The 26335-nt window shown below is 63.1% G+C and carries 20 protein-coding genes; 15 read left to right on the top strand and 5 right to left on the bottom strand.

Annotated features, from left to right (window positions below):
- Positions 1-53: 53 nt before the first annotated feature.
- Positions 54-944: a methylisocitrate lyase gene (prpB, locus tag RAM80_RS02565; protein ID WP_416424666.1), complete on the bottom strand. Its 891-nt coding sequence runs from the start codon at positions 942-944 to the stop codon at positions 54-56.
- A gap of 3 nt (positions 945-947) precedes the next feature.
- Positions 948-1640, bottom strand: coding sequence for a GntR family transcriptional regulator (locus RAM80_RS02560; protein ID WP_416424665.1), 693 nt, complete (start codon positions 1638-1640; stop codon positions 948-950).
- A gap of 174 nt (positions 1641-1814) precedes the next feature.
- On the opposite strand from RAM80_RS02560, the gene RAM80_RS02555 reads away from it, so the two are divergent.
- Positions 1815-2312, top strand: a complete 498-nt coding sequence (locus tag RAM80_RS02555) for a methylated-DNA--[protein]-cysteine S-methyltransferase (protein WP_416427404.1) — start codon at positions 1815-1817, stop codon at positions 2310-2312.
- On the opposite strand, the gene RAM80_RS02550 is transcribed toward RAM80_RS02555, so the two are convergent.
- Entirely contained in the window at positions 2275-3168 is an 894-nt protein-coding gene (locus tag RAM80_RS02550) for a LysR family transcriptional regulator (RefSeq protein WP_416424664.1), read from the bottom strand. The two genes, RAM80_RS02555 and RAM80_RS02550, sit on opposite strands and share 38 nt — an antisense overlap.
- A gap of 145 nt (positions 3169-3313) precedes the next feature.
- On the opposite strand from RAM80_RS02550, the gene RAM80_RS02545 reads away from it, so the two are divergent.
- Positions 3314-4312: an NAD(P)H-quinone oxidoreductase gene (locus RAM80_RS02545; protein ID WP_416427403.1), complete on the top strand. Its 999-nt coding sequence runs from the start codon at positions 3314-3316 to the stop codon at positions 4310-4312.
- 49 nt (positions 4313-4361) lie between these two features.
- Here RAM80_RS02545 and mqo read toward each other — a convergent pair whose 3' ends face one another.
- Both mqo and RAM80_RS02535 read right to left on the bottom strand, forming a co-directional pair.
- Entirely contained in the window at positions 4362-6002 is a 1641-nt protein-coding gene (gene mqo / locus RAM80_RS02540; protein WP_416424663.1) for a malate dehydrogenase (quinone), read from the bottom strand.
- Between the two features lie 388 nt (positions 6003-6390).
- Positions 6391-8721: a putative bifunctional diguanylate cyclase/phosphodiesterase gene (locus tag RAM80_RS02535; protein WP_416424662.1), complete on the bottom strand. Its 2331-nt coding sequence runs from the start codon at positions 8719-8721 to the stop codon at positions 6391-6393.
- Positions 8722-8996: 275 nt separating this feature from the next.
- Here RAM80_RS02535 and RAM80_RS02530 point away from each other — a divergent pair, with 275 nt between their 5' ends.
- The 13 genes from RAM80_RS02530 (at position 8997) to RAM80_RS02470 (ending at position 26212) form a co-directional block, all read left to right on the top strand.
- On the top strand, positions 8997-9131 hold the full coding sequence (locus tag RAM80_RS02530; protein WP_416424661.1) for a PSPA7_2676 family Cys-rich small protein: 135 nt from the start codon (positions 8997-8999) through the stop codon (positions 9129-9131).
- 108 nt (positions 9132-9239) lie between these two features.
- Positions 9240-10607, top strand: a complete 1368-nt coding sequence (locus RAM80_RS02525) for an MFS transporter (protein ID WP_416424660.1) — start codon at positions 9240-9242, stop codon at positions 10605-10607.
- Positions 10608-11085: 478 nt separating this feature from the next.
- Positions 11086-11589: a type VI secretion system contractile sheath small subunit gene (tssB, locus tag RAM80_RS02520; protein ID WP_416424659.1), complete on the top strand. Its 504-nt coding sequence runs from the start codon at positions 11086-11088 to the stop codon at positions 11587-11589.
- A 32-nt stretch (positions 11590-11621) separates the two neighbouring features.
- Positions 11622-13160: a type VI secretion system contractile sheath large subunit gene (tssC, locus tag RAM80_RS02515; RefSeq protein ID WP_416424658.1), complete on the top strand. Its 1539-nt coding sequence runs from the start codon at positions 11622-11624 to the stop codon at positions 13158-13160.
- Positions 13161-13181: 21 nt separating this feature from the next.
- On the top strand, positions 13182-14537 hold the full coding sequence (gene tssK, locus RAM80_RS02510) for a type VI secretion system baseplate subunit TssK (protein WP_416424657.1): 1356 nt from the start codon (positions 13182-13184) through the stop codon (positions 14535-14537).
- Positions 14534-15214 carry a type VI secretion system protein TssL, short form gene (gene tssL / locus RAM80_RS02505; protein WP_416424656.1) on the top strand — a complete coding sequence of 227 codons (681 nt, stop codon included), beginning with the start codon at positions 14534-14536 and terminating at the stop codon, positions 15212-15214. Before tssK ends, tssL begins: the two co-directional genes overlap by 4 nt.
- Positions 15215-15224: 10 nt before the next feature.
- Entirely contained in the window at positions 15225-16901 is a 1677-nt protein-coding gene (locus RAM80_RS02500) for an OmpA family protein (protein WP_416424655.1), read from the top strand.
- A gap of 13 nt (positions 16902-16914) precedes the next feature.
- Entirely contained in the window at positions 16915-17406 is a 492-nt protein-coding gene (locus RAM80_RS02495) for an Hcp family type VI secretion system effector (protein WP_416424654.1), read from the top strand.
- A gap of 97 nt (positions 17407-17503) precedes the next feature.
- Complete coding sequence (tssH, locus tag RAM80_RS02490) at positions 17504-20101, top strand: type VI secretion system ATPase TssH (RefSeq protein ID WP_416424653.1); 2598 nt, start codon at positions 17504-17506, stop codon at positions 20099-20101.
- Positions 20102-20103: 2 nt separating this feature from the next.
- Positions 20104-22818 (top strand): type VI secretion system Vgr family protein, encoded by a 2715-nt coding sequence (locus RAM80_RS02485; RefSeq protein ID WP_416424652.1) that lies wholly within the window; start codon positions 20104-20106, stop codon positions 22816-22818.
- Positions 22811-24610, top strand: a complete 1800-nt coding sequence (locus RAM80_RS02480) for a phospholipase D-like domain-containing protein (protein WP_416424651.1) — start codon at positions 22811-22813, stop codon at positions 24608-24610. Before RAM80_RS02485 ends, RAM80_RS02480 begins: the two co-directional genes overlap by 8 nt.
- Positions 24610-25881: a DUF6396 domain-containing protein gene (locus RAM80_RS02475; protein ID WP_416424650.1), complete on the top strand. Its 1272-nt coding sequence runs from the start codon at positions 24610-24612 to the stop codon at positions 25879-25881. The genes RAM80_RS02480 and RAM80_RS02475 overlap by 1 nt, the downstream gene beginning before the upstream one ends.
- 67 nt (positions 25882-25948) lie before the next feature.
- The gene (locus tag RAM80_RS02470; RefSeq protein WP_416424649.1) at positions 25949-26212 is read left to right on the top strand and encodes a PAAR domain-containing protein; all 264 of its coding nucleotides are present in this window, start codon (positions 25949-25951) and stop codon (positions 26210-26212) included.
- Positions 26213-26335: the final 123 nt, after the last annotated feature.

Below are 26335 nucleotides of genomic sequence, written 5' to 3'. Positions count from 1 at the left end.
AGTTTGTGGGGCCCCGAAAAGCTCGCTGGCAAGCCAGCTCCCACAGGTGTTTCTCAACCTTTTTTCTGGGCGAACAGGGCGTCCAGCTTCTGCTCGAACACGTGGTAGTCGATGGCGTCGTACAGCTCCATGCGAGTCTGCATGGTGTCGATGACATTTTGCTGCGTGCCGTCGCGGCGGATGGCGCCGTAGACGTTCTCGGCGGCCTTGTTCATGGCGCGGAACGCCGACAGCGGGTACAGCACCAGCGACACGTCCACCGACGCCAGCTGCTCGGTGGTGTACAGCGGCGTGGCGCCGAATTCGGTGATGTTGGCCAGGATCGGCGCGCGCACGCGGTCGGCGAATTGCTTGTACATGGCCAGTTCGGTGATGGCCTCGGGGAAGATCATGTCGGCGCCGGCCTCGATGCAGGCTTCGGCACGTTCCAGGGCCGCGTCCAGGCCTTCCACGGCCAGGGCGTCGGTGCGCGCCATGATCACGAAACTGTCGTCGGTGCGGGCGTCCACGGCCGCCTTGATGCGGTCGACCATCTCCTGCTGGCTGACGATCTCTTTATTGGGCCGGTGGCCGCAGCGCTTGGCGCCCACCTGGTCCTCGATGTGGATGGCGGCAGCGCCGAACTTGATCATCGACTTGACCGTGCGCGCCACGTTGAACGCCGAGGAGCCGAAGCCGGTGTCGACGTCCACCAGCAGCGGCAGGTCGCAGACGTCGGTGATGCGGCGCACGTCGGTGAGCACGTCGTCCAGGCCGCTGATGCCCAGGTCCGGCAGGCCCAGGGAGCCCGCTGCCACGCCGCCACCGGACAGGTAGATGGCCTTGAAGCCGGCGCGCTTGGCCAGCAGGGCGTGGTTGGCGTTGATGGCGCCTACCACTTGCAGCGGATGTTCGCTGGCCACGGCGTCGCGGAAGCGTTGGCCGGGACTGTTCTTATTGTTCATGACTCACCTCTCAGGCTGGGTGGATGCGTCCGCGTAGTGACGCTCGATATTGCGCCGCGATGCGCCGATGTGCCGGCGCATCAGCAATTCGGCCAATTCGCCATCGCGGTCGGCGATGGCATCAAGAATGCGGTGGTGCTCGGCAAACGCCTGGCGCGGGCGGTTGGGCGTGGCCGAGAACTGAATGCGGTACATGCGCACCAGCTGGTACAGCTCGCCACAGAGCATCTGCACCAGGGTGCGGTTGCCGCTGCCCTGGATGATGCGGTAGTGGAAGTCGAAGTCGCCTTCCTGCTGGTAGTAGCCCACGCCGGCCTGAAACGCGGCGTCGCGCTCGTGGGTGTGCAGCACCTGGCGCAGCTCTTCGATCTCGGCCTCGGTCATGCGCTCGGCCGCCAGGCGGCAGGCCATGCCTTCCAGCGATTCGCGAATTTCGTACAGTTCGATCAGCTCGGCGTGGCTGAGCGACACCACCCGCGCGCCCACGTGGGGAATGCGCACCAGCAGCCGCTGGCCCTCCAGACGGTGGATGGCCTCGCGCAGCGGCCCGCGGCTGATGCCGTAGGTGCGCGCCAGCTCCGGCTCGGATATCTTGCTGCCGGGGGCGATGTCGCCCTTGACGATGGCGGCCTGGATACGCCGGAAGACGTTTTCGGACAGCGTTTCGGAGTCTTCGGTGGCGAGAGTGGTAGGCATATTGTCGACACACTGTGTTTTGATAGGGTCGAAAATAGCCATATGCGCGCATCAAGTCAAAGAAAAAACAGTTATTGTCGACAATGGTCCAATAACCGTCGCTGCGCAAGAAATGGGGTTTTTTCCAGTGGCGGGACGCTTAGAATGGCCGCTCGACCGATTGGAACCGCCGCCATGCACTACGCCTGCAAATTCCTTGAATCCCCCGTGGGCCTGCTGACCCTGGTCGCCCGTGGCCCCAAGCTGGCGGCCATTCTGTGGGAGGATGACCGCCCCAACCGCGTGCGCCTGGGCGAGTTGCAGGAGCAGGGTGACCACCCGATGCTGGTGCGCACCGCCACGCAGTTGCAGGAATATTTCGCTGGCGAGCGCCAGCAGTTCGAGCTGGCGCTGGACTTTGCCGGCACCGACTTCCAGGTGCAGGTGTGGCACGCGTTGCTGGCCATTCCGTTCGGCGAAACGCGCAGCTACCTGGACATCGCCACCCAACTGGGCAACCCCAAGGCGGTGCGCGCGGTGGGTGCCGCCAATGGCCGCAACCCCATTTCCATCGTCGCGCCGTGCCACCGGGTCATCGGCAGTTCCGGCAGCCTCACTGGTTTTGCCGGCGGCTTGCCGGCCAAGCAGTTCCTGCTCAACCTGGAACGTCGGGACCTGCTGTCGGTGTGCTGAAGGCGGCCACCAGCGCCTCCACCACCACGTTGACCCGCGCCGTATGGCGCAGGTCGGCGTGGCTCACCAGCCATACTTCATAAGGCTGCGCACGCACCCGCTGCGGCCACACCCGCACCAGCCCATCGCGTTCGCCGGCCAGCACCGGCAGTTCGCTCAGGCCCAGCCCGGCTGCCACGGCCTGGCGCACCAGCAGGCTGGTGCTGGCGCTGCAACTGATCTGCGCGCCATGGGCCGGCTCGTCCAGCAGGGTGCTGGCGCGGCCGGCTTCCACATAAGGCTGCCAGGCCACTTGGGCGTGGCCGGCAAAACCGTTGCCCGGCTCCGGCACGCCGTGGCGCTGCACGTAGTCGGCCGAGGCGAACAACCCCACCGGCCAGGCCGCCAGGCGCCGCACCAGCAGGTCGGGGTTGTCCGGCTTGACCGTGCGGATGGCCAGGTCGGCCTCGCGCCGTGCCAGGTTGAGCATCTGCGTCGAGGCCTTGACGTCCACCTGCACCTGCGGGTGTTGCAGGCGCAGGCGGGCGAGGGCAGGGATGACGAAGTCCACCGCCAGCGAGTCGGTGGTGGCCAGGCGCACCTGGCCGCTGGGCAGGTCGTCCAGGCCCTGGATGCGCCGCTGCAGGTCGTGGGCGGAGTGCTCCATCTGCACGGCCGCGCTATAGGCCGCCTCGCCGGGCGAGGTCAGCCGGTAGCCGTCGGAACTGCGCAGGAACAAGGTTGCGGCCAAGGCCTCTTCCAGCGCGGCGATGCGCCGGCCCACGGTGGCCTGGTCCACGCCCAGCTGGCGCGCGGCACCGCGCAGGGTGCGCTCGCGGCACAGGGCCAGGAAGAAGCGCGTGTCGTCCCAGTTCATGCTCGCTCCGCTGATGCATTTCTGCATTTGATGGATGGGTAATCGCTGCATTATTGCATCTTCCTGTGGCGCTATGATGAACGCCTTGCCGTTGGTGGTTGTCACTGCCAATAGCCCACTTCATCGGAGCGCGACCATGCCTGCCATCCAACTGCCGTCCACCATGACCTACATCGAGATCACCCAGCCCGGTGGCCCCGAAGTGCTGCAACCGCGCCAGGGCCCACTGCCCGTGGCCAAGCCCCATGAGCTGCTGATCAAGGTGCACGCCGCCGGCGTCAACCGCCCCGACGCCCTGCAGCGCGCCGGCCAGTACCCCATGCAGCCGGGCATGAACCCGCTGCCGGGGCTGGAAGTGGCCGGCGAGGTGGTGGGCCTGGGCGCGGACGTGCAGGGCTTTGCCCTGGGTGACAAGGTCTGCGCGCTGACCAACGGCGGCGGCTACGCCGAGTACTGCACCGTGCCGGCCACCCAGGCGCTGGCGGTGCCGCCCGGCATGGATATGATCACCGCCGCGGCCATTCCGGAAACCTTCTTCACCGTGTGGGCCAACCTGTTCGACATGGCCCACCTGGACGCCACCCAGAGCGTGCTGATTCACGGCGGCACCAGCGGCATCGGGACTACCGCGCTGGCCCTGTGCAAGGCGCTGGGCATCAAGGCGTTTGCCACCGCCGGCACGGCAGAGAAATGCGCGCAGGTGCAGGCCCTGGGCGGCGAACCGATCAATTACCGCGAGCAGGATTTCGCCCAGGTGATTGCCGAGCGCACCGCAGGCAAGGGCGTGGACGTGATCCTGGACATCATGGGCGGCGCGTATTTCGAGCAGAACATCGCCGCCCTGGCCCGTCGCGGGCGCCTGGTGGTGATTGGCTTCCTGGGGGGCGCCAAGGTCAAGGAGGTGAACTTGCTGGCAATCATGGCCAAGCAGGCCGTGGTCACCGGGTCGCTGCTGCGCTCGCGCAGTACGGAAGAGAAGGCGGTGATCGCCGCCGGGTTGGAGCGTCACGTGTGGCCGTTGCTGGCCGAAGGCAAGTCGCTGCCGGTGCTGGACCAGGTGTTCGCGCTGGCCGACGCCGCGGGTGCCCACCGGCGCATGGAAGGCGGGGATCACATCGGCAAGATTGTGTTGCAGGTGGTTTGATCAGGCAAGCCAAGGCAGCCGGCCTTGCAGGGCCGGCTGCCGTCGAGCCTTACAGCGCCATGTCGGCCGCTGGGTTGCTCGCCGCTTTAGCCGGCGCGGCCTGTGGCTGCGGGGCCGCAGTCAGGTCGATGGCCGGTGGCGGGTTCAGTTGCAGCACCTGGCTGGTGTAGGTCCATTCCTGCATCACGGCTTCAGGATGGTCGTTCAGCTTGGTGCCGTAGCTGGGCACGATCTGACGCAGTTTGTCCTGCCAGGCCGGGGTGGCGACCTTGTCCTTGAACACCTTCTCCAGCACGCTGAGCATGATTGGCGCGGCGGTCGAGGCACCTGGCGAGGCGCCCAGCAGGCCGGCGATGGTGCCGTCCTGGGACGCAACGATCTCGGTGCCCAGCTTCAGCACGCCGCCCTTGTCGGCATCACGCTTGATGATCTGCACGCGCTGGCCGGCTTGCCACAGGCGCCAGTCTTCTTTCTTCGCTTTCGGGAAGTATTCCTTCAGGGCGTTGAAGCGGTCGTCATCCGACAGCATCAGTTGGCCGGCCAGGTATTCCACCAGCGGGTACTGTTCGATCCCGACCTTGGTCATCGGCCACACGTTGTGCGTGGTGGTGCTGGTCAGCAGGTCGAAGTACGAGCCGTTCTTGAGGAACTTGGTGGAGAAGGTGGCGAACGGGCCAAACAGGATCACGCGCTTGCCGTCCAGCACGCGGGTGTCCAGGTGCGGCACCGACATGGGCGGTGCGCCCACCGAAGCGATGCCGTAGGCCTTGGCCATGTGCTGCTCGGCAACGCTGGCGTTGTCGGTGACCAGGAACGAGCCGCCCACCGGGAAGCCGGCGTATTCACGCGCTTCGGGGATGCCCGACTTCTGCAGCAGGTGCAGGGCACCGCCGCCAGCGCCGATGAACAGGAACTTGGCGTCGGTGACCGATTCGGTGCCGTCTTTCAGGTTCTTGTAGGTCACGCGCCACGAACCGTCGTCGTTGCGGGAAATGTCTTCAACTTCGCTGGACAGTTTCAAGTCGAAGTTGGACTTGGTCTGCAAGTAGCCGACGAACTGGCGAGTGATTTCACCGAAGTTCACGTCAGTGCCAATCGGGGTCCAGGTAGCGGCGACTTTCTGTTTCGGGTCGCGGCCGTCCATCATCAATGGCACCCACTGCTTGATCTGCTCCGGGTCTTCCGAATACTGCATCGGGCGGAACAGCGGGCTGGCCTGCAGGGCGTCGTAACGCTTCTTCAGGTACTTGATGTTGTCGTCGCCCCACAGGAAGCTCATGTGCGGGGTGGAGTTGATGAACGAGTGCGGGTTCTTCAGCACGTCATTCTTGACCTGCCACGACCAGAACTGGCGCGATACCTGGAAGGATTCGTTGATTTCAACGGCCTTGGAGATATCGATCTTGCCGTCCTTGCCCTCCGGGGTGTAGTTCAGTTCGGCCAGGGCCGAGTGACCGGTGCCGGCGTTGTTCCAGCCGTTGGAGCTTTCCTCGGCGACGCCATCCAGGCGCTCGACCATTTCCATCGACCAGCCCGGCTCCAGTTCATTGAGCCAGATACCCAGCGTGGAACTCATGATGCCGCCGCCTACCAGCAGCACATCAACTTTCTTCGGCTCGGCGCCATGGGCCGGCAGCAGCGTCATGGACAACGCCAGACCCAGGAGGGTCCTGTTCATTTTCTTCAACATCAATAACCCCTGATTTAAAAAACTCAATCCGCGTCCCGCTCTTTTTGGCGAAATAACGGGGGCAGTGAGTACTGAAAAAGATAGGGAGCTATCTTTTCCGTAGTCATGTCCCTCCGGAGCCGATTTCTTGTTAATTATTGGCGACAGCTACTAGGGGGCATTCTTTATGGGGGTGCCTGGAGGCACCTGTATTGCTATCTAGATTGCTAGAAGTTTTTCGCGGTTGCGGCACTTCGTCGCGGGGGGATAATACCTTAGTCGTATGAAAAATGTTTCATGAAATGGCGTAAATGCCATCATTGACCGTTTTTGTGGGAGCTGGCTTGCCAGCGAGCTTTAGGGGCCCAACAGCTCGCTGGCAAGCCAGCTCCCACGGATACGTTTATCGTTACGGGTTCTGGTAAAGCCAGGCTTCGAACTCGGCGGCGGGCATGGGCCGGGCGATCAGGTAGCCCTGGCCCACGTCGCAGCCGGCCTGGCGGACGAAATCGTACTGCTCCGGAGTCTCGATGCCTTCGGCGGTCACGCTGAACTTCAGCGCGTGGCCCAGCTGGATGATCGCGCGGGTAATGGCCACGTGGGTGGCGGAGTGGGGCAGTTCCTGGATAAAGGCGCGGTCGATCTTGAGGTTGTCCACCGGTAGCAGATGCAGGTATGCCAGCGAGGAATAGCCGGTGCCGAAGTCGTCCACCGCAGTGGTCACGCCCATGCCCTGCAGGCGCCCCAGCACGCTGCGCGCCAGCTGGCGGCTTTCCAGGAACAGGCTCTCGGTGACCTCCACTTCCAGCAGCCGCGCGGGCAATTGATAACGCTGCAGGGCGCGGCTGACGGTATCGACAAAATCGCTGCGCTCGATCTGCGGCACCGCCACGTTGACGGCGACGTGGCCGTTGAAACAACCCTCGTCGCGCCACTGGCGCAGGTGCGCGCACACCTGGTCCAGCAGCCACTCGCCCATGGGCACGATCAGCCCGGTGCGCTCGGCCAGGGGGATGAAATCGGCGGGGGCGACCAGGCCGGCCACCGGGTCGCGCCAGCGCATCAGGGCCTCGGCGCCCATCACCTGGCCATCGGCCAGGCTCAGCTTGGGCTGGTACCACACCTCCAGCTCGCTGTTCTCCAGCGCCCGGCGCAAGGCATGCTCCAGGCTCACGCGCTCCTGCATGTGCTGGGTCATGTGCCGCTGGTAGAAGCGGTAGTCGTTGCGTCCGGCTTCCTTGGCCGCGTACATGGCGGTGTCGGCGTGGCGCAGCAGGGTATCGGCGCAGCTGCCGTCTGCCGGGTACAGCGCCACGCCGATGCTGGCGGTGATCAGCGCGGTGCTGCCGTCCAGGTCGAACGGTGGGCGCAGGCTGTCGAGCAGGGCCTGCAGGCGGCCGATCACTTCTTCCTCCTGGCGCTCGACCGGCAGCACAAAGGCGAACTCGTCGCCGCCCAGCCGTGCCACCAGGTCGCCGGGGCGCAGGGCGCGCTGGAAGCGCAGGGTGGCTTCGTGCAGCAGGCGGTCGCCAGTGGGGTGGCCGAGGGTGTCGTTGACGGTCTTGAAGCCGTCCAGGTCCAGCACCAGCACGGCCAGCTGGCGCCCGCGGCTGGCGGCCTGGCGAATGCCCTCGCCCAGCCGTTGATGGAACAGCACGCGGTTGGCAAGCCCCGTGGTGACGTCGAAATGCGCCAGGCGCTCCAGGGCTTCCTGGGTCTGCTTGAGGCGGGTGATGTCGTTGGAGATGCCCAGCACCCCCAGCAACTGGCCGTCGGGGGTGCGCAGCGGGCACTTGGTGGTCAGGTAGGTGCGCGGTTCGCCGCGCTTGTGGTGGATGTCCTCGAAGCGTTGCGCCTGGCCGCTGAACAGCACCGTGGCGTCGTCCAGGTTCTGCTGGCGGGCGTCGCTGGGCACCATGAAATCGTCGCGGCGGCGGCCCACCAGTTCGGCCTCCTGGTGGTCCACGGCGTCTTCGTACAGCTGGTTGCACAGCACCAGGCGGCCTTGGCTGTCGAACATGTAGATCAACGATGGCGCGTTGTCGACAATCGCCTGCAACAGGGTTTTCTGCCGCAGCAGTTCGGCTTCCGCCTGGCGCCGCTGGGAAATGTCGCGCACCACGGCGAAGGTCACCGGTTCACCGTCCAGGTCCAACACGCTCAGGGTTACCTCGGCGGGGAACAGGCTGCCGTCCAGGCGCCGATGTGTCCATTCGAAGCGTTGCACGCCCTTGGCGGTGGCGGCGGCCAGCACCGCGTCGGCGCGCTCCACCGACGGCGTGCCGTCCTCCTGCAACGGCGGTGACAGGTCCAGGGGGCTGATGTTGCGAAACGCTGCAGCGTCGCAGAAGCCGAAGGTGGCGAGCATGGCGGCGTTGGCCTGGCTGCTGAAACCGTGCTGGTCGAGGATCCACACCGCGTCCGGCGAGCACTCGAACAGGCGCCGGAAACGGTCCTCGCTCAGCGCCAGGGAAGCGCGTACCCGGGCATGGTCTTCGATCTGGCGCTTGAGCTCCAGGTTGCGCCGGCGAATCAGGCGCTGGCTGATGCCCACCTGCACGGCCAGCACGCCCAGCAGCACGATGGCCGCCAGGCACAGCCAGGTCAGCGGGGCCTGCCAGGCCTGCTGCCATTGCGCGCGGCCGGTCATGGCCAGCAGGCCGGCCAGCAGGGCTGCGGTCAGCGCCAGGTAGCGGGTGCCAGGGCAACGCAGGAAGTCATTGAGGGTTTTCTGGGTCATCGATGCCTGCCGAATCATGAGCGTCGACGTCCTGTCTTGCGCAACGCCAACATGGCGTTTGAACCGGGTATCGGATAAAACCGGGCAAAGTTGAGGGGCGGGCAGGGCCACCTGACGAACTGCAGGGCGGTCTGCACGGCCATGGGACGGGCACCGTGCAAAATGCATGAGGTTCGACCTGCAATAACGCGGTTTTTACTACCCCTGGGTAGTTGGCCCGAACCCTGCAACGGTCATGGCAAGAACAATCGGGGCGTCACCCCGAGGAGGTTGCCGTGAGTATCATCTGTTTGATCAAGGGCTGCGAATGGGCCACTTACCCCGCACAACAACTGGGTTCGGCGCTGATGACCTGCGAGCGCTGCGAACGCTGCGGCGCCTTGCGTTACCACCGTTCGCTCGTCAATTGAATGACAGCAACATGAAAGCTCTGACAGCTTGAGCGCGGTGCGGTGAATTGCGCCCCGTGCGGCGCTACTCTCCAGAACTTCATTGCCTGATTCTGGATACCTTCGCCCATGCTTGCCCCCACCGACGGCCTGCCCCGGCAGCACCGTACCCCCGCCGTCATCGCCATCTCCCTGGCCGTCGGCATGGCTACCCTCGACACGGCCATCGTCAACACCGCGCTGCCGACCCTGGCCAGCGGTATCGGCACCGATTCCGCCTCGGTCATCTGGGTGGTCAACGCCTATCAGCTGGCCATGGTTGCCACCATCCTGCCGTTCGCCTCGCTGGGCGAAGTGCTCGGCCACCGCCGCGTGTACCTGGGCGGGCTGCTGGTATTCCTGCTGTCGTCGCTGGTGTGCGGCCTGGCCTGGTCGCTGCCATCCCTGGCCATCGCCCGGGTAGTGCAGGGCCTGGGCGCGGCAGCGATCATGAGCGTCAACACCGCGTTGTTGCGCTTCATCTACCCGTCGAAAATGCTTGGCCGCGGCATGGGCTACAACTCCCTGGTGGTAGGCCTGGCGTTCACCCTCGGGCCTACCGCGGCCTCGGCGATCCTCTCGGTGGCCAGCTGGCACTGGCTGTTCCTGATCAACGTGCCCCTGGGCGTGCTGGCAGCGTTGTTAGCCCAGCGCCACCTGCCGGACATCGCACCCGCCGGCCACGACTTCGACCGCCTGGCCGCCGTGCTCTGCGCCGGTTTGTTCGGCTGCCTGGTGCTGGGCCTGGGCACCACCGTGCATGGCGCCAACGGCCTGCTCACCGGCGCCGAACTGGCCGTGGCCCTGGCCTGCGGCGCCTTGCTGCTGCGCCGCCAGGCCGGCCACCCGGCGCCCATGCTGGCCCTGGACCTGTTCAAGCGGCCGCTGTTCGCCCTGTCCTCGGCCACCGCCATCTGCGCCTTTACCAGCCAGGGCCTGGCCTTCGTCGCCTTGCCGTTCCTGCTGCAAAGCGTGCTGGGCCACAGCCAGGTGGCCACCGGTTTCCTCATGACCCCCTGGCCGGCCGTGGTAGCGCTCACCGCCCTGGTGGCCGGGCGCCTGGCCGACCGCTTCTCGCCGGGCCTGCTGGGCGGCATCGGCCTGCTGGCCCTGGGCCTGGGCATGGCCGCCCTGGCCTTGTTGGGCCCAGGTGCCAGCGCCGTCGACATCGGCTGGCGCATGGCCCTGTGCGGCGCCGGCTTCGGCTTCTTCCAGTCGCCCAACCTCAAGGCCCTGATGACCAGCGCCCCGGCCAACCGCAGCGGCGGCGCCAGTGGCATCGTCGCCACCTCGCGGCTGCTGGGGCAGACCCTGGGCGCCTCGCTGGTAGCGCTGTGCTTCCATGCATCGCTCAGCAGCGGGCCCGAGTGGGCGTTGTGGCTGGGCTGCGCCTTTGCCGTGGCGGGTAGCGTCGCCAGCGGCGCGCGGGTGTGGCAGGTGGGGGGCGGGTTTCGCTAAGGTTTCTGTAGCAGCGGCCGCAGGCCGCGTCAGGGGGAGGGCGCGCCATGTCCCACGTGGCCATCACCCCCGGCTTCAACGCTTATATACGACCTGAAACTATTTTAGCTGCCAAACCAGCAGATAAAGCGTGAGTCTCGTCACTCAGCCGTGCAATTATTCGAAGTGCACTCTTGACTATACAGGAGGTTATCTCTGATCTGTGTATTAAAAGTGCAGTGTATCTGTAGGGGTTTTTAGGTCGATTTGTAGGAAATATTACTTTGCCCTGTGGGACGCCTCTTGAATACCTTCCAGGGGTAGTATTGCTTCGAGCAATGACTTACGTTTTCGCCATCGCAACCATTACGGCATGTCAGCTTTTGACCCTGTCGTGCTGCCTTCTTGCGCAGCAATATGGCTGTGCCCGAACGATTGAAACTCTGCAACTTCGTAGCCGTCTTGCGTTAGTTGCTTTTTGTTACGAAGGGGAAAACCGATGGCATCGAACAGCTTCCAGAATGAAGTACCAAAGGCTCGCGTCAATATCAGGCTCGATTTGCATACCGGCGGCGCGCAGCGCAAGGTCGAACTGCCACTCAAACTCATGGTAATGGGCGATTACAGCAACGGCCGGGAGGCCCGTCCGCTATCGGCGCGCAGCAAGCTGGACATCAACAAGAACAATTTCGACAGCGTGCTGGCGGAGTTTGCACCTACCCTTAAGGTCAGCGTAGAGAATACCCTGCTGGATGAAGCAGGCGAGACAGTTGCCGCATTGAGTTTTCGGGCCATGAAGGATTTCGAGCCTGAACAGGTAGCCAGGCAAATTCCCCAGTTACGTTCACTCCTTGCAATGCGCAATCTGTTACGGGATCTCAAGTCCAATCTGTTGGATAATAGTACGTTTCGCCAGGAGTTCGAGCGCATTCTCAGGGATGAAACATTAAGTAATGAATTGCGTGCCGAGCTGTTGCTGTTGGGTTCGCAAACGCCTCGTTAATCTGTCGCTTCTGTTTTATAGGGAATTTCATCATGTCTGCAAGCCCCAACACGGCCTCGGGCCGTGACGCTGAAGTGTTGCCTGAAGAAAGCCAAAGTGTCTATGGCGGGTTGTTCGCGAAAATCAATCTGAGCCCGGTCGCCACCCTCGCGGACCTTGAAGTATTCCAACATGCCGAGGGCATGGCGGAAGCCTCGCCCGACGAGCGCGTGACCGCAGCCGTCAGCGTATTCCTCGAGCTGTTGAAACAGTCGTCGCGCAAGGTCGAGCGCCTGGACAAGAGCTTGCTGGATGAACATATCGCTTTGCTGGACCAGCAAATCAGCCGCCAACTCGATGCGGTGATGCACCATCCCGATTTCCAGCGCGTGGAATCCACCTGGCGCGGGGTGAAGTCACTGGTGGACCAGACCGATTTTCGCCAGAACGTGCGCATCGAGCTGCTGGATATCAGCAAGGCACACCTGGTAGAGGATTTCGACGACGCGCCCGAGATTGCCCAGAGCGGCCTGTACCAGCACACCTACATCCAGGAATACGACACCCCGGGAGGTGAGCCGATTGCCGCGGCCATCTCCAACTACGAGTTCGGTCGCGGGCCGCAGGACATTGCCTTGCTGCGCAATATCTCCAAGGTCGCCGCTGCCGCGCACATGCCGTTCATTGGTGCCGTCGGCCCGGCGTTCTTCGGCAAGCAGACCATGGAAGAGGTGGCTGCCATCAAGGACATCGGCAACTACTTCGATCGCGCCGAGTACCTGAAGTGGAAAGCCTTTCGTGACAGCGACGATGCCCGCTATGTCGGCCTGACCATGCCGCGGGTTTTGGGGCGGCTGCCCTATGGCCCCGACACCATCCCGGTGCGCAGCTTCAACTACGTGGAAAGCGTCAAGGGCCCGGACCACCACAAGTACCTGTGGACCAACGCGGCGTTTGCCTTCGCCGCCAACATGGTCAAGAGCTTTATCGCCAACGGCTGGTGCGTGCAGATACGCGGCCCGCAGTCGGGCGGGGCGGTGGCCGACCTGCCCATCCACCTGTACGACCTGGGCACCGGGAACCAGGTGAAGATTCCCTCTGAAGTGATGATCCCGGAAACCCGTGAATTCGAGTTCGCCAACCTCGGGTTCATCCCGCTTTCCTACTACAAGAATCGTGATTACGCCTGCTTTTTCTCGGCTAACTCCGCGCAGAAGCCGGCCTTGTTCGATACCCCTGATGCCACGGCCAATAGCCGCATTAACGCGCGCCTGCCCTACATCTTCCTGCTGTCGCGCATTGCTCATTACCTCAAGCTCATTCAGCGCGAGAACATCGGCACCACCAAGGACCGTCGCGTCCTGGAGCTGGAGCTGAACCGCTGGGTCAGTGGCCTGGTCACCGAAATGACCGACCCCAGCGATGACCTGCAGGCCTCCCACCCACTGCGGGAGGCGCGGGTGACGGTCGAGGACATCGACGACAACCCGGGTTTTTTCCGGGTCAAGTTGTATGCCGTGCCGCACTTCCAGGTCGAGGGCATGGACGTCAACTTGTCCCTGGTTTCGCAAATGCCGAAGGCCAAGGCCTGAACCGGCCCAGGGGATGACGCCATGAAAATCGACCGCCCGCTGTGGGCCGCCGGGGCCTTGCTATGCCCCCAGCAATTCCAGCAACAGGCCCGCTGGGAAGCCTGGACCAACGAATGCATCGCTCAACTGACCCTGGTGCACCCCTGGGGCGTCGGCTCGGTGGGCTTCGATCTGGACGCGTTGCGCCTTGGCAGGCTCAAGGCCAGCCAGCTGCGCCTGCGCCTGCCGGACGGCACGCTGATCGACTCCGATGCGGTGGACCTGTTGCCTCCCGCGCTGGAACTGGAGCGGCTGCTGCCTGCGGCCATCGACCACAGCGTCATTGTGGTTGCCTTGCCACTGGAGCAAGCCAACGGCAACAACTGCGTATTTGAAGGCACCCGGGTGGACCGCCCCATGCGCTATGTGCAGGGCTGGCGAGCGGTGCAGGATCTGTACGGCGATGATGTCCAGTCCGTGGGCCTGCTGGAGCATGCCCTGAGCCTGCGCCTGGCCACCGACGACAACGCCGACTACGTCGTCGCCCCGGTCGCCCGGCTGGTGCGCGACGGCCAGCAGGGCTGGTTGCTTGACCCCGGCTACGTACCTCCGCTATTGAGTTTCGCCGGCCACCCGGGGTTGTTGACCCAGCTGGACAACCTGCTGACCCAGTTGTCCGCCAAGCGCCTGCGCCTGATGGGCATGCGTCGCGAAAGCAACCAGCGCATGGCCGACTTCGCCGTGGCCGACGTCTCGCTGTTCTGGTTGCTCAACGCGTTGAACACCTACCAGCCGGTGCTGGCCGACCTGCGGGCACACCCGGCGCGTCATCCTGAACAGGTGTACCTGGAGCTGGTCAAGCTGGCGGGCGCGCTGCTGACGTTCTCCCTGGACCATGACGTCGATCAGCTGCCTGCTTATCGCCACGATGACCTGGGCAACGTGTTCCCGCCGCTGATGGCGATCATCTCGACGTTGCTGGAAGCCAGCCTGCCGTCGCGGGTGATCGCGCTGCAGTTGCAGCCAGCGGCGGCCAACCGCTGGCAGGTGGCGCTCAACGACCCGCGCCTGCGTGAGCCCGGTGGCGCGGACTTCTACCTGTCGGTGTGTTGTCGCCTGCCCGCAGCGCAGTTGCAGAGCCAGTTCCCACGGCTGTGCAAGGCCGGCACGCCCGACGACGTCGACCATCTGGTCAATGCCGCGCTCGACGGGGTGCCGCTGCAGCCACTGGCGCACGTACCCGCAGCCATTCCGCTGCGCCTCGAAAACCAGTACTTCGCGCTGGACTTCAGCCACATCAAGGGCCAGGCCGTGCTGGCCGCAGGTGTCTGCGCCTTCTACGTACCCAGCACCCTGGCAGACGTGAAGCTTGAACTGTTCGCGGTGCTACGCACATGAGCCTTCTACCTATGAAAAAGCATTCGGACACTGCGGTGGTTATCGATCAATTGCTGCAGGACAGCTACCTGCTGGTGGTCGAACTGCAGCAACACACGCCGTTGCAGGAAGCCGCGCCATTGCGCGACCGCTGTGTCGCACAGATCGAACGCGTGCGCCGCGAGTTGGCCAGCGCCAGCGTCAGCGACGCCAGCATCGATCATGTCTGCCTGGCCCATTGCGCCTTGCTCGATGAAACAGTCCTGAACGTTGCCAAGGGCGAGGACCATGCCACCTGGGCCAGCGAACCCTTGCAGGCGCGCTTCTTCAGCCGCCACCAGGCCGGGGACTACCTGTACGAAACGCTGCGCGAGCTGCTGCGCCAGCCCAACCCCGACCCATTGGTGCTCACGGTTTACCAGCGGGTGTTGACGCTGGGCTTCCGCGGTCGTTATCGCGATGTGGAGGCCCCCGAACGTGCGCAATTAGTGGCGGCATTGAACGCACAGGTGCCACCGCTGGACCTGCACACGGTGCTGCCCACCCAGAGCGGCGCTACTTCCAGGTCCGGCTGGCCGCTCGGCGCTTCACCGCTGGTGCATTGCCTGGCCGCGGGGCTCTTGCTGGCGGGCGCGTGGTGGGCATTGACACAGTTGCTCGGCAAACAGGTCGCCGCGCTGCTGGTCGGCGCGGCCTGAGGTGGGGGCGATGACGCAGACATTGAACCGTGCGCTGTGGCTGTGGGCGGGTGCACTCATCCTCCTGTTGTTGATGGTTTTGCCGCTGGGTACGGCCGCCGCCGCGGGGGCGGCGTTGGTCACGGTGGTGGGGGTAGGGTGGGCCTGGCGGCGAGCAGGGCAACCGATCGTGGCCAAGGGGCTGATGGTTTCCAAGTCCGCGTTGCCACCTGCGGAGTACGGCCTTCCGGTGGTGCTGGTGTGCGGCGATGGTTTGACCGAGCTGTTTGCGGGCCGGTCCCAGCACGCTAGCGAGCAGGGCACCTACGTCCAGGTCGCCGACGTTGAACAGTTGCCCAGGGTTGTGGCTGACCTGCTGGCGGTACGCCCAGAGTGGGGCGGGCAACTGAGCGTGATGTTCGTCGTCAACCCCGGCGAGCATCAGGACGACAGCGGCTTGGCCTGCCGGGTCCGGGCCTTCGGTCACCAACTGGTGCTGGCACGCAGGGCTGGCCACGGCTTGCCGCTGCTGTTGGTCAGTTACGTGCCGGCCAGCCAGGGGGCGGGTGCCTGGTTCAGCTGGGAGGCGGGCCAGGCCAGCACGCTAGTGCGCGAGAACGGCGCTTGCAGCGACCTGGGGGCCTGGCAAGGGCAGGCTGCGACTACCGCGCAACGGGCGGCGCGGCTGCATGCCAGCGTGCAGCTCAACAGCGCCGCGGTGTGGCTGCACGGCCGGGTGCTGGCGTATCTGAACGCGGGCGCAGGCGCTGCTGCCTCGGTACAACCGTTGGCCTGCGCCATCGCGCTGGCGCCCACTGCGCCACGGCTGCCCGCGAACCTCTGGCAGCAGTGGCTGCAGGCCAGGGCGGGGCTGAAGAATGGTGCGCCGCAAACCGAAGGGCTGGCCCTGCCGTTTCCCGATCCATTGTTGCACCTGCTACCTGTCACCTCGTCAACCGCTGCGCAGCATCGCGCAGCGGCCCTGGCTGTATGGATGTTCACTCTCGCCAGCGCTGTCGCGCTGGGCAGTTCGGCCTGGCAGAACAGCCTGCTGGCAAGGCAGGTCACCGACGACCTGCGGCGCTACGACGCGGCCGCGCATACCCAGCCAGGCAAACCGGCGAGTCAGGCCCAGGAACAGGCGCTGGCTGCCTTGCGCCAGGATGCTGCGCGGCTGGACCGCTATTTCCGTCACGGCGCGCCCTGGGCGCTGGGGCTGGGCCTGTATCACGGCGAACCCCTGCGCCTGCCGGTGCATGCCGTGGTCAATGGCCAGCACCCGCAGCTTGCCGTTGGCCCGGTGCGGCTGGACAGCCTGTCGTTGTTCAGCAGCGGTAGCGCCCAGCTCAAGCCCGACTCAACCCAGATGCTGGTCAATGCCCTGCTGGGCATCAAGGCCCAGCCCGGCTGGCTGATCGTCATCGCCGGGCACACCGACGCCTCGGGCAGCGCGGACACCAACCTGTCGCTGTCCCGGGCGCGAGCGGCAGCGGTGCGCGACTGGATGAAGGCCATGGGCAGCCTGCCTGACAGTTGTTTCGCCATACAGGGCTTCGGCGCCAGCCAGCCCATCGCCAGCAATGACACCGAACACGGACGCTCCGCCAACCGGCGCGTCGATATTCGCCTGGTGCCGGAAGCCGGGGCATGTGCCCGGCTGGCATCCACATCAGGCCTGCAAACCCAGTCGCATGTCGCGACATTTTGAGAAGGAGCTTCACATGGCAATTCCCGTTTACCTGTGGCTGAAAGATGACGGCGGCGCGGACCTCAAGGGTTCGGTGGATGTAAAGGATCGCGAAGGCAGCATCGAAGTGATCGCCCAGGACCACAAGGTCTACATCCCCACCGACAACAACACCGGCAAGCTGACGGGCGCGCGTATCCACACGCCCTTCCTGTTCACCAAGGAAATCGATGCCAGCAGCCCGTACCTCTACAAGGCGGTCAGCACCGGCCAGACCCTGAAAAGTGCCGAGTTCAAGTGGTACCGCATCGACGATGCCGGCCAGGAAGTGGAGTACTTCAACACCACCCTGGAGAACGTCAAGGTGGTGCAGGTGGCGCCCAAGATGCACGACGTGAAGGACCCCGCCAAGGAGAAGCACAACCACCTGGAGGAGATCGAGTTGCGGTACGAGAAGATCACCTGGACCTACGTGGACGGCAACATCATCCACGCCGATGCCTGGAGTGAGCGTCAGACCGGCTGACCTGCAGCAGCCCCTGGTGTGCAGGGTTGAGCGTCCGTTCGCGGGCGCTCAGCCAAGCACATCGTGTCTCGCCAAACTTCTCGACAAGGACGTACCCATGGTACCGACCACCAGCCGTTTGCTTCGCCGTCTAAACCCGTATTGCGCCCAGGCCCTGAGTTCGGCGGCATCGCTGTGCCAGAGCCGCGGCCATGGGCATATCAGTATCGAGCACTGGTTGCTCAAACTGCTGGAACAGGGGGAGGGCGACCTGCCCTTGATCGTCCGGCGCCATGACTGGGACATGGACGTGCTGTGGCGTGGCTTGCTCGATCATTTCGACAGCCTGCCCCGCAGTTTGCGTGGCAAGCCGCAGCTGTGTCACAGGCTCGAGCAGCTCATCGAGCAGGCCTGGCTGCGCGCGTCGCTGGAGGCAGGCAGCGAATACGTGCGGTCAGTGCACCTGCTGGGTGCGCTGTTGCAGCGCCCGGAACTGCTGGCCTGCGACGCGACCTGGCCGTTGCTAAGCCTCAGCGAAGCGCAATTGGAACGCTTGGGTTCACTGCTGGATCAGTCGGAGGAACGCCAGGCGCCGCCCGTCGAGACCATGACCTCGTTGCCCGCCGACACAACGTCGCAGGACGCCCTCGAGCGTTTCACCCACGACCTGACGGCCGACGCACGCGCAGGCAGGATCGACCCGGTGCTGGGCCGTGACAGTGAAATTCGCCAGGTCATCGACATTCTCAGCCGTCGGCGCAAGAACAACCCACTGCTGGTAGGCGAGCCCGGTGTCGGCAAGACCGCCCTGGTCGAAGGGCTGGCCTTGCGTATCGCCGAGGGCAACGTGCCCGATGCGCTGAAAGCGGTCAGCATCCGCAGCCTCGACCTTGGCCTGCTGCAGGCCGGGGCAGGGGTGAAGGGGGCGTTCGAGCAGCGCTTGAAGGACATCATCGCGGCCGTCAAACAATCAGTGCCGCCGACGCTGCTGTTCATCGATGAAGCACACACCCTGATCGGCGCCGGCAACCAGGCTGGTGGCGCCGATGCCGCCAATTTATTGAAGCCCGCCCTGGCTCGCGGCGAGCTGCGCACCATCGCTGCCACCACCTGGTCGGAGTACAAACAGTACTTGGAGCGCGATGCAGCGCTGGAACGGCGCTTCCAGCGGGTGTCCGTCGATGAGCCCGATGACGCAGGCGCAAACCTGATGCTGCGTGGCCTCAAGGCGCGCTACGCGCAGTACCACGGCGTGCATATCCTCGACGAGGCGGTGCAGGCTGCAGTCGCACTGTCACGTCGCTACCTTGCCGGGCGGCAGCTACCGGACAAGGCAGTCGACCTGCTCGACACCGCCAGTGCCCGGGTGCGTATGAGCCTGGACTGCCAGCCCCCGGCATTGCTGTGCCTCAAGGCGCAGCGCCAGGCGTTGGCGCTGGAGCGTCAGGCCCTGGAGGAGGATGCGCAACTACAGGGCCTGTGCATTGCCGCACCGCTGGCCGCCTTGGACACCCGCGATGCCGAGCTGCTGCACAGGTTGCAGGCGCTGGAAGACCAGTATCGCCAGGAGCGTGCCCTGGCCACGCAACTGCTTGCCGCCCGCCAGCACCCCGCGAGCGCCGGTGGTTGCGCCGCCTTGCTCGGGCAGTTACAGGCAGCCCAGGGGCAGCAGCCGCTGGTGTCACTGGACGTCGGCGCCCGCAACGTCGCCGAAGTCATCGCTGACTGGACCGGCATTCCCCTGGGCAGCCTGCTCAAGGACGAGCAGGCAAGCTTGCTGGCGCTGGAACAACAGTTGGCCGAACGCGTCATTGGCCAGGACCGGGCCCTGGCCGCCCTGGCGCAACGCCTGCGCGCCGCCCGGACCGGCCTTGCTTCAGAGCACGCGCCGCTGGGCGTGTTCCTGCTGGTGGGCGGCAGTGGCGTGGGCAAGACCGAGACGGCCCTGGCATTGGCGGACTGCCTGTTTGGGGGCGAAAGATCGCTGGTCACCCTCAATCTCTCCGAGTACCAGGAAGCCCACACCGTCAGTCAGCTCAAGGGCGCGCCGCCTGGCTATGTCGGCTATGGCCAGGGCGGGGTGCTGACCGAAGCCGTGCGCCAGCGTCCCTACAGCGTGGTGCTGCTCGACGAGGTGGAGAAGGCTCATCGCGACGTGATCAATCTGTTCTACCAGGTGTTCGACCGCGGCTTCATGCGCGACGGTGAAGGCCGCGAAATCGACTTTCGCAACACGGTCATCGTCATGACCTCCAACCTGGGCAGCGACCGCTTGCAAGCGCTGCTGGAGCAGCAGCCCGACGCCGACGACAGCAACCTGCAGGCCCTGCTGCGCCCCTGCCTGCGGGAGCACTTCCAGCCGGCGCTGCTGGCTCGTTTCCAGACCCTGGTGTACCGGCCGCTGGCAGCCCCGGCGCTGGCGCGCATCGTCAGCCTCAAGCTGGCCAAGGTCGCCAAGCGCCTGCATCGCCACTATGGCCTTGCCTGCCAGACCGAACCCGCCCTGGTCAACGCCCTGGTCGCCGCCTGCCTGCTGCCCGACAGCGGCGCCCGCAACATCGACAGCCTGTTGCACCAACAGATCCTGCCGGTGCTCAGCCAGCAACTGTTGCAACGCCAGGCCGTTGGTCAACTTCCCCGCGCCGTCACCCTGGGCTACTGCGACGCCGACGGCATCACCCTGCAGTTCCACGACGCTGCCCCCCAGGAGGCCTGACCATGGCTGAAGCCCCCCGCATCCTCTTCGACCACACCCGCCACCGCCTCAGCATCAGCCAACTGGAGGCGCCCCTCGACGTGCTGGCCTTCGAAGGCGAAGAGCGCCTGAGCCAGTGCTTCACCTACCGCATCGAATTCACCAGCACGGCCCAGGACATCACCGCCGAGCAAGTGCTGCGCCGCGGCGCCACCTTCCGCCTGTTCCCGCTGCCGACCAAGCCCCTGTACCGCGGCCACGTGGTGCCGCCGGCCAAGCCGCTGCGCAGCCTGCGCGGGGTAGTCACCAGCTTCCGGCGCCTGTCCGGCTCGCGCGACGAGGCGCGCTACGAAATCACCCTGCAACCCAAGCTGGCGCTGCTGGCGCGCGGCAAGCAGTACCGCATCTACCAGCAGCAGAGCGTGCCGGAGATCGTCGAGAGCGTGCTGCGTCGCCACGCGTTCGAGGGCTATGAATTCCACACCCAGATGGTGCGCGAGTTTCCCCGCCGCGAGCAGGTGATGCAGTTCGGCGAAAGCGACCTGGCGTTCATCGAGCGGCTGCTGGCCGAGGTGGGCATCTGGTACTGCTTCTTCGACGACGTGCGCGTCGACATTACCGTGCTGGAGTTCCATGATCATCGTCGCGGCTACCAGTTCGGCGTCGAACTGCCATACACCCCGCCGTCCGGCCTGGCCAACAGTGGCCAGGACAGCGTCTGGGCCCTGCAAAGCCGCCACCAGGTGGTGGAGCAGCACATCGACGTGCGCACCTACCGCCACCGCGACGTCCGCGCCTTGCTCGACGCCGAGGTCGACCAGACCCGCGCCACCACTCGCACCACCTACGGCGAGGCCTACCACTTCGGCGACCCCTACGACACCCTCGGCAACCGCCACGTCTACGACGACGACCTGCCCGCCGAAACCGGCATCTTCTACGCGCGCATGCACCACGAGCGCTACCTCACCCAGCAGGCCTGCCTGAGCGGCACCACCAGCAGCCCGACCCTGGCGCCCCGGCAGGTGCTGACCATCAACGGCGACGCGCCGCAGGCGTTCAAGCCGCGCATCGTCATCACCGAACTGCGCGCCAGCGCCGCCCGCGACAGTAGCTTCATCGCCCACTTCCAGGCCATTCCCTACATCGAGGCCGGCAGCTTCCGCCCGCCGCTTCCGCCCAAGCCCATCATGGCCGGCACCGTCGCCGCGCGCGTCACCAGCTACAAGGCCAACGACCCCTACAGCCACATCGACCTCGAGGGCCGCTACAGCGTCAACTTCCTGTTCGACCGCGACACCTGGCCCCTGGGCCGGGAAAGCCTGTGGCTGCGCCTGGCCCGGCCCTACGCCGGCGCCACCCACGGCCTGCACCTGCCGCTGATACCCGGCACCGAAGTGGCCATCGCCTTCGAACACGGCGACCCCGACCGCCCCTACATCGCCCACGCCCTGCACGACAGCGAACACCCCGACCCGGTCACCCTGCGCAACCACAAACGCAACGTACTGCGCACCCCGGCCAACAACAAACTGCGCATGGACGACACCCGCGGCCAGGAGCACGTGAAGCTGGCCAGCGAGTTTGGCGGCAAGAGCCAGCTGAACCTGGGGCATGTGGTGGACGCGCAGAACAAGGTGCGTGGCGGCGGCTTCGAACTGCGCACCGACGCGCATGGGGCGCTGCGGGCGGGGAAGGGGGTGTTAATCAGTGCGGATGAGCAGGGGAAGGCGCAGGGGGAGGTGTTGGAGATGGCGTCAGCCATCGGTCGACTGCAACAAGCCGGTGAGCAATTGCAATCGCTCTCCAGCGATGCCGAAGCTGCCAAGGCAACCCCAGCCGATCTGCAGGCGCAACTCAACTTGCTGCGCGACGAACTGGAGCAACTCAAGGCGGCCACCGTACTGGTCAGTGCGCCCAAGGGTATTGCCCTGACCAGCGGTAAACACCTGCAACTGGCCGCGCACGCCAACCTGATGGCCAACGCCGGCGCCAACGCCGATATCAGCGTGGTCAAGCGCCTGTTCATGGGGGTAGGGCAGGGCCTTAGCGTGTTCGTGCGCAAAGTCGGCGTCAAGCTGATCGCCAACCAGGGCCCGGTCAGCGTCCAGGCCCAGAACGACCGGCTGGAACTCATGGCCCGCCATGGCCTGGACATCACCAGCACTGAAGACGAAATCCATATCACCGCGAAAAAGAAAATCACCCTGAACGCCGGGGGTAGTTACATCACCTTGGACCCGTCGCGCATTGAAGCAGGCACGGAGGGTGACTGTTTCGTCAAGTCGGCGCATTTCAATTACAGCGGGGCGGCGAGCATGAAGGCGGCGCATCCGGAGTATCCGGTGGGGCTTTCCAAGGAGCGGTTGAGTTTCAACCTGTCTCAGACCCCAAACGCACCTACTGTTGGCTGGAACCGCATGCCTTACTCCCTCTTTGCCGATGGCGTGCTGCTAAAGGAGGGCGTAATCCTCAATGGCGAGAAGTTGCACATTGATCATCAAGTCGTAACGAAAAGCTATCGCCTCGTGTTGGGTAACGAGGAGGTCTACGACATTCCAATACCCACCGACTACCGCAACCCTGAGCAGGCCCACATTGCGAATCGCGGGCTGCACCACCACCACGCGGACACGGTGGACGGCGTCAATGTACCTGCGGCGCACACCAGCAACCGGCTTACCTACGCGGAAGTGATGCATGACTCTGACAACAAAAAGGAAAATGATCATGGCTAATCCCCCGATCGTCGCACCTGCGGCGCTGCAGCATACCAATGAGGTGTCATGTACTCCCCGATGGTATGTGCAAAAGAGTGAGTACCACCCAGTACCGGCAACCTACTGTCCATTAGTCAATGGCGAAGAGGCTTTCCGAGCAGTGCATGAAGCTATCGCTCAAGCGAAGAAAACAATCGACATTATATGTTGGGGATTTCAACCTTCGATGTTTCTCATTAGGGATGGAGACGCACCTTGCTTGGGTGATTTACTTAGAGTGAAAGCCAAGAAGGGTGTTCGGGTGCGAGTATTGGGCTGGGAGATGCCCGGTAATTCTGCGGGCGTCGCAGGAGAGGCGAATCTTCCCGGCAAAGGTGGCAGTTGGGACATGGCGGGACAAACTTCGACGTTCGGTCAAAGAAACTTTGACCGTAAATGGTTTGATAGCTTTGCAGTTGTGCGAAGCAAAGCGGCGCAGCGAGTTGATGAAGGCATTCCTCTGTTTGTCAGTCGCGGTTTTAGCGGGAGTGAACGGCTTCATATTGCGGATGATGTAAAAAATAATGCTCTTGATCCTGGGGTTAGCGAAAAGATGCGGCTGATATTAGCCTCAACAGTTACTCATCATCAGAAAAGTGTGCTAGTCGACTACGAACTGCCGGACTGCGCTGTCGGTTTTGTCATGGGACACAATCTGCTCGACGAGTATTGGGATACTGACGCTCATACAGCCAGGAACCGGGGGCGAGAGGAAAAACTCGCACGTAATAAGGGGCCTACGGGTGATAAGCCGCGCCAGGATATTTCCTGTCGAGTGACAGGGCCAGTGTTGGAACATTTGCATCATAACTTCGCGACTGCGTGGGAAAAAGAAACGGGTGAAGATTTGCTTCGCCTCCGAGAGGCTAAACAGGTTGGTCAGCAGCTATATCCGTTAGGCTCGCCGCAGATGGTGCAGTTGTTGCGCACGCAACCCCAGGCGGGTAGGCGGGATATTGAGACGCTTTATCTGCAGGCAATCAATAATGCGACAGATTTTATTTATATTGAAAATCAATATTTCCGTTGGCCACCGCTGGCGGAAGCAATCAAGAAAGCGGCGTCGAGGTTGGTGAAGAAAGGGAGTGATCCGGGTTTGCATGGATCGTTGCATTTGTTTGTTGTAACTAATGTGACTGATGATGGTATTGGGGCTGGGGTTGTCAATACTCAGAGAATGTTGGAGGTGCTTGGGCGTGCCGACACCATCCCCGGAGTCACTAAGCTAAGGCGGATTAAGCAGGCTACGGAAGAATCAGCAATAGCCAACAGAGGTGCAGATGAGCGGGATAGAGTGTCGGAAATTAGGCTAAAAAAGACAGTCAAGAAGATAAATGACACCCCAGATGAAGCACTGAAGATTCCTGATATCCCTGGGCTGAAGGTTCATGTTTGTTCGTTGGTTGCTCAGGATTCGCCGAGCGGTTTTAATTGGATGCCTGTCTATATTCACTCTAAACTCATGATTGTTAATGATGTATTCACTACTCATGGTTCGGCAAATGTTAATACTCGCAGTATGCAGGTCGATAGTGAGCTGAACATTGCTCACGAGTGGGCTGAGGTTACAAAGGTTTTACGGCGTAGATTGTGGGGGCTTCATACAAGCGGCAAGGGGATGCAGGATAGTCCGGACAAGGCGTTTAAAGAATGGCAAGTTATTATTGATAATAACAAGAGTCGAGCGGAGGACAAAGTAAAGAGTAGGCGGCCTGTAGCTCCTTTGGTTGGCTTTTTTTACGCTGCGAGATTGCTCAAGGACCTGGACTGATGCGGCACTTGATCTTTGTGTTGTTTGTGGTTCTGCAAGGTTGTGACTCCGAAGGTAAGGCATTTGTAAATAAGGATGTTATTTTGAGTTATGTGTCTGATGTGGAAGCTTGGGCAGCGTTTTCTTGTGTGCATGAAAGTATTCCCGAAGCGTCGGGTGATGTTGATAGTTTGTTTAGGTACGCGCGCTGGTTGCAGAATAATAATCAATTGAATCAAGATGAGGTTGTATATCGAGAAGTGGAAAGGCTGTACAGGATTGCCAGTGAGCATGATCACTTTAAAGCGAATATTAATCTGCAGAATGGCTCTATGCGCGGTCAGTTTGAATTAAGTGACGCCGATAGATTGCGGCTCAGTCAAGCGTTGATCGATGCGGATGTGGCATCTGGCTATTATTTTATCGCTGTGTATCTTGAGAGAGGAGCGGCGGGGCTACAGATGGATCATGAAATGGCGCTTCGTTACTTTCGTAAGTCTGCCGATGCAGGCAGTGGACAAGCGCAGGTGTATATAGGAGAAAAATTGGCGTCCATTGCTCCAGATGTCACGAAACAGCTTCGCCGCTGTGCCGCGGCGCAAGGGCAGGGAAGAGCTGCGGTGATGCTATCGATTTCTCTACAACATAATGACGAATTTCGCGAAGCCATTGAAGTATTGCAGATGGGAGTAGCATCAGGAGATGAGGGTGCTGCCGGGCGGTTGGAGTCAGCATTTCGCGGCCCTCACATATCAGATGAATTGCATTATTTAGGCCAAGATACAGATCTGGAGCGCGCTGAGCGTTATGAAAAAATCTGGAGGTTTTTGGCTGGGTATTCCTACGCTAATCCAACAGTTCCGGAGATAAATGAAATTGTTCCTTTACCACCTGCAGAACTACCCGAGTGGGACGGAAAGATTAAATGGCTTGAGGATCGCCTTGCCAACGTTCCGCCGGAAAAACCCAGCGAGGAACTGATCCTGCGCCTGGCCAACGCCAAAAAGCTCGATCCGGCCACCGGCAAGCCACTCCCCAGTTCACCCGACTTCACCCAGGCCAACTTCCCGCAGCAAATCTGCTACCCCGGCGAAGCCTGCCCACAGGCCGGACACTGGAAAGTCATTTGGCCGACGCTGCGCAACGTCAGGCCGAAAGAGGTGATCCGTTACTTCGATGAAGGCGATATTTTTCCGCTGCAAACGGTGGAGCGCTACCACCTGCGCCCGTGGCCGCTGCGTGACAAGACTACCTTTCGCGAAGAGGCCGTTGAGTGGGGGCTAATTGGATGAATAAACGTGACTCGATAAGCACGCCAAATCCGCGATTGAATAATTGATTTAACTATAGGACTTTTCAATGAAAAACATTATCCGTATAGGCGATAAAACCTCCGGTGGTGGCACCGTGATTACCGGCTCTTCTTCCATGATATTCGACGGTATCGGCGTCGCCCGCCAGGGCGATGCCGTGGATTGCCCCATCCCCGGCCATGGTCGCACCGTCATTGCCGAGGCCCATCCGCATTTTTGCGACCACGGGGTTCCTGTTGCTTTCCACGGGCACGCCTGTGCATGCGGCTGCACGCTGGTGTCCTCAATGCCCGCCGTGACTGCCAGCTGACCATGCCGGTGAGACTGGACCAACTTGTCCCCTTGGCTATTCGGCCAGGCGAGCCGCGCCTGGGGCAGTGGTCGAAAAGCGATGGCTTGGCGGCGGTGGACCGTCGGTTGGACGAGCGCATCT

This window comes from Pseudomonas sp. App30, assembly GCF_047947025.1.
Classification (GTDB): domain Bacteria; phylum Pseudomonadota; class Gammaproteobacteria; order Pseudomonadales; family Pseudomonadaceae; genus Aquipseudomonas.
The sequence above is the reverse complement of the archived record's forward strand: the minus strand, read 5'-3'. Positions and strand labels throughout refer to the sequence as shown.

Bases quoted from the DNA above. Each gene is read 5' to 3' on its own strand.
- mqo (WP_416424663.1), bottom strand. From the start codon at position 6,002: ATGTTGAAGAAAATGAACAGGACCCTCCTGGGTCTGGCGTTGTCCATG.
- RAM80_RS02550 (WP_416424664.1), bottom strand. From the start codon at position 3,168: ATGAACTGGGACGACACGCGCTTCTTCCTGGCCCTGTGCCGCGAGCGC.
- RAM80_RS02500 (WP_416424655.1), top strand. From the start codon at position 15,225: ATGACGCAGACATTGAACCGTGCGCTGTGGCTGTGGGCGGGTGCACTC.
- RAM80_RS02560 (WP_416424665.1), bottom strand. From the start codon at position 1,640: ATGCCTACCACTCTCGCCACCGAAGACTCCGAAACGCTGTCCGAAAAC.
- tssL (WP_416424656.1), top strand. From the start codon at position 14,534: ATGAGCCTTCTACCTATGAAAAAGCATTCGGACACTGCGGTGGTTATC.
- tssH (WP_416424653.1), top strand. From the start codon at position 17,504: ATGGTACCGACCACCAGCCGTTTGCTTCGCCGTCTAAACCCGTATTGC.
- RAM80_RS02555 (WP_416427404.1), top strand. From the start codon at position 1,815: ATGCACTACGCCTGCAAATTCCTTGAATCCCCCGTGGGCCTGCTGACC.
- RAM80_RS02535 (WP_416424662.1), bottom strand. From the start codon at position 8,721: ATGACCCAGAAAACCCTCAATGACTTCCTGCGTTGCCCTGGCACCCGC.
- tssK (WP_416424657.1), top strand. From the start codon at position 13,182: ATGAAAATCGACCGCCCGCTGTGGGCCGCCGGGGCCTTGCTATGCCCC.
- tssC (WP_416424658.1), top strand. From the start codon at position 11,622: ATGTCTGCAAGCCCCAACACGGCCTCGGGCCGTGACGCTGAAGTGTTG.
- RAM80_RS02525 (WP_416424660.1), top strand. From the start codon at position 9,240: ATGCTTGCCCCCACCGACGGCCTGCCCCGGCAGCACCGTACCCCCGCC.
- RAM80_RS02485 (WP_416424652.1), top strand. From the start codon at position 20,104: ATGGCTGAAGCCCCCCGCATCCTCTTCGACCACACCCGCCACCGCCTC.
- prpB (WP_416424666.1), bottom strand. From the start codon at position 944: ATGAACAATAAGAACAGTCCCGGCCAACGCTTCCGCGACGCCGTGGCC.
- RAM80_RS02475 (WP_416424650.1), top strand. From the start codon at position 24,610: ATGCGGCACTTGATCTTTGTGTTGTTTGTGGTTCTGCAAGGTTGTGAC.
- RAM80_RS02480 (WP_416424651.1), top strand. From the start codon at position 22,811: ATGGCTAATCCCCCGATCGTCGCACCTGCGGCGCTGCAGCATACCAAT.
- RAM80_RS02495 (WP_416424654.1), top strand. From the start codon at position 16,915: ATGGCAATTCCCGTTTACCTGTGGCTGAAAGATGACGGCGGCGCGGAC.
- RAM80_RS02470 (WP_416424649.1), top strand. From the start codon at position 25,949: ATGAAAAACATTATCCGTATAGGCGATAAAACCTCCGGTGGTGGCACC.
- tssB (WP_416424659.1), top strand. From the start codon at position 11,086: ATGGCATCGAACAGCTTCCAGAATGAAGTACCAAAGGCTCGCGTCAAT.